At 56.8% G+C, this 9,056-nt stretch carries 7 protein-coding genes, 2 tRNA genes and 1 pseudogene; 8 read left to right on the forward strand and 2 right to left on the reverse strand.

Features of this window, described 5'->3' with window-relative positions:
* The 6 genes and pseudogenes from GSQ94_RS18035 to GSQ94_RS18060 all read left to right on the forward strand — a co-directional run.
* Nucleotides 1-2,039 (forward strand): annotated as a pseudogene (locus GSQ94_RS18035) (chromosome segregation protein SMC); the annotation flags it as partial.
* A 156-nt stretch (nt 2,040-2,195) separates the two neighbouring features.
* Nucleotides 2,196-2,825: a hypothetical protein gene (locus GSQ94_RS18040; protein ID WP_158945232.1), complete on the forward strand. Its 630-nt coding sequence runs from the start codon at nt 2,196-2,198 to the stop codon at nt 2,823-2,825.
* Nucleotides 2,826-2,882: 57 nt separating this feature from the next.
* Complete coding sequence (locus GSQ94_RS18045; protein WP_158945233.1) at nt 2,883-3,803, forward strand: phosphoribosylaminoimidazolesuccinocarboxamide synthase; 921 nt, start codon at nt 2,883-2,885, stop codon at nt 3,801-3,803.
* Between the two features lie 5 nt (nt 3,804-3,808).
* Entirely contained in the window at nt 3,809-4,345 is a 537-nt protein-coding gene (locus GSQ94_RS18050) for a CvpA family protein (protein WP_158945234.1), read from the forward strand.
* Between the two features lie 51 nt (nt 4,346-4,396).
* On the forward strand, nt 4,397-4,675 hold the full coding sequence (locus tag GSQ94_RS18055; protein WP_158945235.1) for a helix-turn-helix domain-containing protein: 279 nt from the start codon (nt 4,397-4,399) through the stop codon (nt 4,673-4,675).
* Between the two features lie 27 nt (nt 4,676-4,702).
* A complete protein-coding gene (locus GSQ94_RS18060) occupies nt 4,703-6,616 on the forward strand; it encodes a hypothetical protein (RefSeq protein ID WP_158945236.1) in 1,914 nt (637 codons plus the stop codon).
* Here the strand turns inward: GSQ94_RS18060 and GSQ94_RS18065 are convergent.
* A complete protein-coding gene (locus GSQ94_RS18065) occupies nt 6,591-8,045 on the reverse strand; it encodes an ATP-binding protein (protein WP_158945237.1) in 1,455 nt (484 codons plus the stop codon). The genes GSQ94_RS18060 and GSQ94_RS18065 overlap by 26 nt on opposite strands.
* A 186-nt stretch (nt 8,046-8,231) precedes the next feature.
* Here GSQ94_RS18065 and GSQ94_RS18070 point away from each other — a divergent pair.
* Nucleotides 8,232-8,306 (forward strand) — tRNA-Gly (locus GSQ94_RS18070).
* 66 nt (nt 8,307-8,372) lie between these two features.
* Nucleotides 8,373-8,447, forward strand: a tRNA-Cys gene (locus GSQ94_RS18075).
* 30 nt (nt 8,448-8,477) lie between these two features.
* On the opposite strand, the gene GSQ94_RS21925 is transcribed toward GSQ94_RS18075, so the two are convergent.
* Nucleotides 8,478-8,879 (reverse strand): tyrosine-type recombinase/integrase, encoded by a 402-nt coding sequence (locus tag GSQ94_RS21925; RefSeq protein WP_158945238.1) that lies wholly within the window; start codon nt 8,877-8,879, stop codon nt 8,478-8,480.
* Between the last annotated feature and the right edge of the window lie 177 nt (nt 8,880-9,056).

A 9,056-nucleotide genomic window follows, 5' to 3' on the forward strand; every position in this document is an offset into this window, starting at 1 on the left:
TAGGCACGCTTGCAGACTTCCTCGAAGTCGATGGCAAGTACGAGAGTGTCGTCGATGAGTTCCTCCGCGACGAGCTCAACTACGTCGTGGTCAAATCCTGGGATGCTGCCAACGCCGGCATGCATCTTCTGCAGACCGACGTCACCGGTCGCGCAACCTTCCTCGTCCATCCCAATGACTCCCAGGCCAACTTCGCATTCACCGAAGGAATGCCGAGCGTCGCCCAGACCAACATCGATGGCGTCGACGACGTTGTTCCGCTCAAAGAGTGCATCCGCGTCCTCGACGGCTTCGGAAAGTCGCTCGAAGTCATCCTCCCCAAGCTTCGCGAAGGCTTCGTCGCCCCGGACTCCTACACCGCCCGCTCGCTGGCCCTCTCGAACCCTCAGGCATTCTTCCTCTCCCCCTCCGGCGAGACCTTTCACAATGTCACCGTGACAGGCGGTCGTCCCCGCACCCAGGGCCCGCTGGCCCTCAAGCGTGAGGTTGCCGAGGTTCAGCAGAAACTGGAAAAAGCCGAGCAGGAGCTCGCCCAGACCGATCGAACCACCATCGAACTGCAGCACCAGATTGCTGCCCTCAACGCGACCATAGAGAGCAAGACCCACGAGCGTCGCGATGCCGAGCGCGAATCCGCCAACTCCGGCGCAGCGCTCCGCCAGATGGAGTCCGAGGTCGCCCGTATTGAACGCCGCCTGCAGGATTGGGCTCTCACCAGCGAGCGTAGCCGTGACGCACGCAACCAGAAAGTCGACCTGATTGCGCGCCGTCAACAGGAGGCAACTGCCTTCGAGAACGAACGCAACACTCTGGAAGCAAGCCTGGCTGCCCTTCAGGAACAGCTTGAAGAACTCAGAGGCCGCCGCGAAGAGCTCCAACAGGATGCAGCAACAGCTTCGGCTGCACTCGCTGGACTGGAAGAGCGTCGCCGCAACGCCGCAGCCAACTTCGAGCAGACGACACGCCTCTACAATGGTCAAAGTCAGCGCATCCAACAGCTGGATCAACAGCTGGCCTCTGCTGGCGCAGAGAAACTCCGCCGCGAAGAGGAGACCGCAGCCTTAACGGTCCAGCACGCCGAGCTCTCGGAGACCCGCACCAACGCCATGGCTCAGGGCGCTCGTCTCACCGAAGAAGCTCATGCACTCCGCTCCTCCATGTCAGAGTTAGACGCCCGCCTCCGCACCCTGCGTCATGAGACAGAAACTCTCCGCGAACAGCGTGCATCGCTCACTGCTCGCGCCGCAAAGCTCGCCTCCGACATCGAGCACATCGACGCTACCTGCCTCAACGACCTTGGCGCGGAAGCCATCACCCTCCGCGAAGACCAGAACATCGCTCGCATCGAAGGCGACGACCTGCACACGCAGGAAGAAGAATCCCGCGCCCTCAAGCAGAAGCTGGAAGCTATGGGCCCCGTCAACATGATGGCTCTCGACGAATACAACGAGACCGTCGCCCGGCACAGCTTCCTCGAAACCCAACGCAAAGACCTCCTCGACTCAATCGAAAACACCCAGGCCTCCATCAAAGAGATAGACGACGTCTCCCGCCTCAAGTTCGATGAAGCTTTCAAGGTCATCAACGACAACTTCTCCATCACCTTCACCAAGCTCTTCGGCGGCGGTCAGGCCTTCATGAAGCTCACAGATGCCGAGAACTCCAACGAGAGCGGCATAGACATCGTCGCTTCGCCTCCAGGCAAAAAGCTGCAGAACATCCTGCTTCTCTCGGGAGGAGAAAAGGCTCTCACCGCTCTCTCGCTGCTCGTCGGAATCTTCCAGTTCCAACCCGCACCGTTCTGCATCCTGGACGAAGTCGATGCCCCGCTCGACGAGACCAACGTAGGCCGCTTCGCTAAGCTCATTCACGATATGAGCGCTACGACACAGTTCGTCGTCATCACCCACAGCAAACGAACTATGTCCCAGGCCGATGTCATCTACGGGGTCACCATGCAGGAGCCCGGCGTCTCGAAGATCGTCAGCGTCAATCTGAATCGCCGCGACACCGCCGACAACCGCCGCGCCGTAGCCTGATCGCGCCGCCACAAGATCAATCCCCAGCCTTTGCGCAGCTGGAGCGATTCACCACTCGCTCCAGCTTTTTTTACCTCAATGACAGCCCCTCTATCCACCCAAACAGATCTTTCGTCCGTCCCCTGTAAGCCTCAAAAGCAGCTACTCTAAAAAGGCATGAACGTACCGCTCACTACCGCTGCCCTTCTCCTATTGACGATGGCTATGCTTTTGCTGCGGACTTTTTGGAGCACGCTGCCTTATCGTCTAAGATTCGGCCTCCTTATCGTGTGCGTGTTTCTGGTCCTGCTTCAGGGATTTTTCTCGGCAGCGAAATGGGGGACCATCTCCGACAAGCTAAACATCTTGATCTACTGGCTGGCTGTTGCCGCCTATGAGCTTCTGGTCCTTCTCTTCACACGGATGTCTCCAAAGTGGTTGACTTCCTTGAGCGCGGTGATCCTGCTGGCTCCGGTCTTTGCAGCGAGTATTGTGCTTCCTCTTGGCGAGCTTTTCGACCCTGCCACCTACACAAAGGTGCCCATGGGCAATCATTTTTTCTACGAAGTCAAACCTTGGAACAATCCCGGCGAAGGAAATAAGGGAGTCGATCTGATCGTCTCTTATCGTCCTCCCATAGCTCCCTTTCTGCGCCATAAGGTTCGGATAATCCCATTCAATAACCGCGAATGCGACACAAACGGCGCCACCGCCGTAGCTTTTCCTTCCACGAAGACCGTCCTTGGTCGCTGCCCGCGCTGGCCCGCGGAGCCAGCAGGAACCGTGGATAAAGTCTTCCCGCTCTAAAAAAATGGTTCGTTTCAATCGGATTTGCATACTCAAAGAGGTGGTACCGTCAACGTGATGCCAACAGCCCTGCTGAAGACCGATTTAGGTTCGCTCCCCCTCACCGCACGTGGCAAAGTCCGCGACATCTACGCGCTCTCCGCGGACCAGCTTCTCTTCGTCGCCAGCGACCGTATCTCCGCCTTCGATCATGTTCTCGGGAGCGGCATTCCTGACAAAGGAAAGATCCTCACCCAGCTCTCTCTCTTCTGGTTCGATCTTCTTCAGCCCATCGTCTCTAACCACCTCATCACCGCTGAGGCCGCACACTTCCCTATCGAACTACAGCCCTTTCTGAGCCAGCTTGCAGGTCGCAGCATGCTCGTCAAAAAGGCCAAGATGTTCCCCGTCGAGTGCGTCGTCCGCGGATATCTCTCCGGCTCCGGCTGGAAGGACTACCAGCAGACGGGCGCAGTCTGTGGGATTAAGCTGCCCCCGGGCCTTCGCGAATCCGACCGCCTGCCCGAGCCCATCTTTACCCCTGCCGCAAAGATCAACACCGGTGGTCACGATGAAAATATCTCCTATAAAACAGTCGAAGACACCATCGGCACAACCCATGCCCAGGCGCTACGGACTCTTACTCTCAAAATCTACGAGACCGCTACAAAACACGCGGCCAGCAAAGGGTTAATCCTCGCCGACACCAAGTTCGAATTCGGCCTCATCCCCGACAAGAACGGCGAGGATCAGATCATCCTGGCCGACGAAGTCCTGACTCCCGACTCGTCTCGTTACTGGCCCGCCCAGACCTACAACCCCGGCGGCCCTCAGCCATCCTTCGACAAGCAGTACGTCCGCGACTATCTGGAATCCATCCACTGGAACAAGCAGGCTCCGGCGCCAGCTCTCCCCGAGGAAGTCGTAACTCGCACACGTGAGAAATATCTCGAAGCCTACCGCCTCCTCACTGGACACGCCGACCTCCCAAACACTTGAACCGTATGAACCTCTTCGACTGGATTCTGATCGCAATCCTAGCCTACTCCACCATCATGGCCTTCGTGCGTGGCATCATCCTCGAACTCTTCTCCCTCGGCGGCCTGATCGCCGGAATCCTGATCGCCAGCTGGAACTACGGCCAACTTGCTTTCTATCTTCAACGCCTCATTACGACACCAGCCACCGCGCAAATCGCCGCCTTTCTCCTTCTCGTCGTCGGAGTCATGATCCTCAGCGCACTCCTCGGCAAAGCCCTCAACCGAACCGCGCACGCCATCGGGCTGGGCTTCTTCGATCGCCTTCTGGGAGCGTTCTTTGGCTTTGCCCGAGGTTGCCTGCTTGGCGTCGCCCTGATGATGGCTATCGCCGCCTTTCTCCCTAACTCCGGTTGGACTGCAAACTCGCAACTATCTTCCTATTTCCTTGCGGGGGCGCATGCGGTATCCTTCGTTGTACCTCACCACCTTCAGCAGCAGATTCTGGACGGCGCAGAACAACTCAAGCACGACGCGCCGCATTGGATCAACCCGCAACGGTAGAGGCACAATGAGAGAGTGGTTCCAAAAAGGAGCCGCCAGCGAGGAATAACCTTGAAGCGCGAAATGGACGGATTGATCACGCAGATGCACAGCGCCGGTATCCCTTACTCGGAGGCCGTTCGTCAGTTCAAGAAGCGCTACATCCTCGAAGTGCTGGCGCATCACAAAGGAAATCAGTGCAAAGCTGCGGAAGAGCTCGGCATGCACCGCAATACACTTAGCCGCACCCTGGCGGAGCTCGATATGGATACCGCACAGATCCGCAACGGTATGCGTCGTCCCCCAAGAAGCGAGCGCCCTCATGTTCAAAGTATTGCCAGCGCCCGGTAGTCTCTGGCTTCGTCTAACCAGCAGTCGATGAGAGTTCCCTTCCAACTTCGCGCCTCAGCAATTGCAAGCTATGCAGTCGCGATCGCTGTCGGCGTACTCCCTCTCTCTGCGTCGGCACAGACCAACTCGACTCAAAACATCAGCCATTCTTCTGCTTCTCCCTCAAAACAAAACCCCAAGGCCGCCGAAGAAGCTTACCTCTCCGGCGCACGTCTGTTAGATCGTAACGATCTCACAGGCGCCGAACTGCAGTTTCGCAAAGCGGTCGCTCTCAACTCCGCTGACAGGGACTACGCCCTGGCGCTTAGCATGACTCACCAGCGTCACGTCACCGAACTGGTCCAGCAGGCCGGAAAAGCCCGGCTTCTCGGGCAACAGGAAAAGGCCGAGACTCTCCTTGCCGAAGCCCGCCTCCTTGATCCCGAGAATGGAATTGTCGGACCACAAGTTGACAGCGGCGAACCTCAGAAGGTCTTTCATCCCGAGATCGAACCCTGGATTCGCGAAGGCCCCGCCTTCGCCGGCCCGATAACCCTCGAGCCTGCAACCGGGAAAAAAAGCTTTCACCTCCGCTCCCCGGAGCAGGATGTTATCCGTCAGGTCCTCGCCGGTTACGGTATCCGGCCCGTATTTGATGACTCCGTAACAAAGGACAACCTTCGCTTCGACCTCGACGATTCCACCTATCAGCAGGTAGTTCCGGTTCTGCTCAACGTCACCCATCTCTTCGCGGTGCCGCTGGATGCGAAGAGTGTTCTCATCGCCAAAGACACCCCGGAGAATCGCCAGCGCCTCGAGCGCGTCCTGCAGGAGACCATCTCTATCCCCGGCATGACCAACGAGGAGATGGATAACCTCGGCACCCTCGTAAAAAATATCTTTGATGTCAAACAGGTCACCGTAGGAAAGATGTCCGGCACTCTGGTCCTTCGCGCCCCGCAGGAGACACTCACCTACATCAATCTCACCCTCGCCGACCTCATCGACGGTGGCAGTGAAGTCATGATCGACCTCAAGCTCTACGAAGTCGATAAGACCAATCAACGTAACATCGGCGCACAGCTTCCGCAGCAGATCGGCATCTACAGCGTGGCCTCCGCTGCCCAGGGCATCGTCAGCTCTAATCAAAGCATCGTCAATCAAGCCATCGCTCAGGGTCTTATCCCTGCCGGAGCGAGCAACGTTGCCATCGCCCTTGCGCTGATCGCCTCTGGCCTCGTGCAAAGCACCCTTCTCTCCAGCACGGTCGGTTTCTTTGGCGGCGGCCTCACCACCACCGGCGTCACCACGAATCAGAATCCCACCTTCAACCTGGCCCTGACCGCCAGCGACACACGCGCCCTCAACGACATTCAGATCCGGGTCGGCGACCGACAGTCCGCCACCTTCCGCGTCGGCGAACGCTTCCCCATCACGACGGCAACCTACTCCACGGGCCTGACCGGTACCTCCTCTGCATTGGCGGGTGCGACGATCAACGGAGTCTCTGTCGCGAGCCTCCTCAACTCAGCTGCTGGAAGCTCTGCAACAATTCCACAGATTCAGTATGAAGATCTCGGCCTCACCTTGAAGGCTACTCCCACCGTCCAAAAGTCAGGCGCGATCAAGATGCACATCGATCTCAAGATCGAATCGCTGGGCTCGGGATCGGAAAACGGCATCCCTGTCCTCAACAACGAGCAGTTCGTCTCAGACGTGACTCTTGATGATGGAGACACAGCCCTCATGGTCAGCAGCCTCAGCAAAAGCGAGTCCGCGAGCATTAGCGGATATCCTGGACTCAGCGAACTCCCTGGCTTTCAAACCGCCACAGCGGATCGCCTGACAGACACAAGCTCTAGCAACCTTCTCCTTCTTATCACGCCGCACATAACCCGGCGCCGGTCGAACATTACTGTCGGTCCAAGAATCGCGATCAATCTCCCTGAGCCAGCGGGTTAAAATGGCCGTCCACAGGCAGCCACACACAAAACACAGTGCCGTGGCCTTCTCCACGTCGTGTCCTGACCCGGATGCGTCCCCCGTGCTTCTCAACAATTCCCTTGCTCACCCATAGTCCGAGCCCCGTTCCAGTCAACTCTTTCGTCGTCTGGAATGCTTCAAACAGATGCTCTTGTATTTCAGGCCTAATTCCTTCACCGGTATCAGCTACCGTCAGGCGCACCCCTCGGCAGTCGCTATGACTGTCTCTCTGAGAGTGCAACCTTATCTTTAGCCGCCCTCCGCCGCTCATTGCATCCAACGCGTTTCTCACCAGGTTGTTGATCACCTGGCGAATCTCTCCTTCAAGCACCTTTACCGTTGGCGTCTCCCTCAGTTTCAAGTCAATCTCGATATTTCGAACCAAGATCCTCCCTGTGTATAGCGCCATTACCGTCCGCAGCAGTTCGGACATATTAACTTCGATCGGTTTACTGTGCTGCCGGTTGAATCGTAGCGTCTGCAGCGTAATCTCAGTGACCCTGGCCAACTCCCCCTGAGCCAGCTCCGCATAGTGCTGCATCTCGTCCTTCGACTCCGACTGCCGAATCAGATACAGCAGGTTCGTAATCGACTCCAGCGGATTATTAATCTCATGAGCAATAGAGGAAGCCAGTTGCCCGACCGCCGCCAGCTTTTCCGACTTCCGTAGAGCTTCATCCTGCAGCCGAGCCTGCGTCACATCGGTATTCACCGCAACGCCGCCAAGTATCTTCCCGTTTAAAAAAATCGGCGCGGCAACGCTTCGAATCCAACGATCCGAAGTCCGCACAGTCTCTGTGGACCACTCCCCGGCAAGAGCCGTATCGAGCGTCTTCAACTCATGTGGGAACTTCCCATCGGTCATCATCTTTGCCACATGGTTCGAGCGGAGCTTCGTATCCCTAGTTGCGATATAGACACCATGCGGCATACTCTCAATCACAGCATCGAGCTCTGCGGTCTTCTGCTCAGCCAACTCATAGGCCTTTCGCAGATTTTCCTGTTGCTGCCGTACTTCCGTCACCTCGCGGAAGGTTACGACCACGCCAATGACGTTTCCCTCCACAATCACTGGTTGCGCGGAAAGCTCCGCTACAAAACTGCTTCCGTCCTTGCGAAACATCGTATCCGTAAGCTGGCGCAGCGCCTTGCTCTTCCGCAGCACGTCATAGATCGGACACTCCTCCCCAGGAAAGTGTCTTCCATCCGGATAATGGTGATGGATCAGCTCGTGCATGTTACTGCCAAGCATCTCTTCGCTGGCGAAACCGAAAGATTTCACCGCCATACGATTCACGAACGTACAATTTCCCTCAAGGTCGAGACCCCATATGCCCTCCCCAGCGGAATCGAGCAGCGCCTGCCAGTGGTGCATCTGCCCTACGTTCTGTAGTATCTGCTGCGTCATCTCCCTCACTTCGGCGAAGCGCCTTTGCTAACCCCGTGCCTGTCAAGAGATGTGATGCATATTTTTGTCTCTCCTGTCGCATCGGAAAATAAACCAGGGCTCTCCCGGACCATAATCCTTATTGATAAGGGGGCAGGACATCGCGTTGACCAACAGGAACATGGCCGTTATACTTGATCTTGTAGAGCGGGAGTAGCTCAGTGGTAGAGTGCTTCCTTGCCAAGGAAGATGTCGCCGGTTCGACCCCGGTCTCCCGCTCCAAATAAGTCCTGCCTGCGGTACACTTCTCCTACAACTCAGCAGGGCAGAAGCACATAGCCCACCCGAGGCGCGGTACCCAAGTGGTAAGGGAGAGGTCTGCAAAACCTTTATGCGTCGGTTCGATCCCGACCCGCGCCTCCAAAATAACAATAAGTTACGAAGAGTACCTGATCACCAGGTGCTGTCGTGTAGCGAGTAATGTAGCGAGGCCGAACCCTGCCGACTCATTTCCGCTTGACTAAGAAAGCGCTTGTGCTGATTGGTGCTGCACTGCGCGCTCAGCATGAGCAGTCTTCTGTTCGTTGACGTATCGTTCCATTTTGTCCATCGCCCTCGTCTGGTCCTCTTGTGTGGGTGCGCGTAGCGAAGAACCATGTTGATCTTCGAGTGACCAAGCATCGCAGCGAGTGTAACGAGGTCAATGCCCGACTCAACTGGGCGAGTCGCAAACGTGTGGCGGCAATCGTATAAACGAAACGGCGTGACCTTGCTCTTCTTCACTGCGCGATCATGCGCGTTGTTGATGAAATGTCCGAAGCAGGTACCTATTTTTAGCGTAGTGCCCTCGATCAAATGCTATCAGGGAGTTTAGTCACAAGAAAAGATCCCACCCTGATGCACACTATGCGCAAGAGGATGAGGCTCAATATTCGGCTAATGAGATGGTCCGCCGCTTGATTCTCCTGCATGAGCAGGAAGATCGTAGAAGCAGCTTGTGACAAGGAGGATCATCGCTATGCAGATACATTC

The organism is Granulicella sp. S190, from assembly GCF_009766095.1.
Taxonomy (GTDB): Bacteria; Acidobacteriota; Terriglobia; order Terriglobales; family Acidobacteriaceae; genus Edaphobacter.

Coding starts and splice junctions, on each gene's coding strand:
- GSQ94_RS18040 (WP_158945232.1), top strand. CDS start 2,196: ATGAACGTACCGCTCACTACCGCTGCCCTTCTCCTATTGACGATGGCT.
- GSQ94_RS18045 (WP_158945233.1), top strand. CDS start 2,883: ATGCCAACAGCCCTGCTGAAGACCGATTTAGGTTCGCTCCCCCTCACC.
- GSQ94_RS18050 (WP_158945234.1), top strand. CDS start 3,809: ATGAACCTCTTCGACTGGATTCTGATCGCAATCCTAGCCTACTCCACC.
- GSQ94_RS18060 (WP_158945236.1), top strand. CDS start 4,703: ATGAGAGTTCCCTTCCAACTTCGCGCCTCAGCAATTGCAAGCTATGCA.
- GSQ94_RS18065 (WP_158945237.1), bottom strand. CDS start 8,045: ATGACGCAGCAGATACTACAGAACGTAGGGCAGATGCACCACTGGCAG.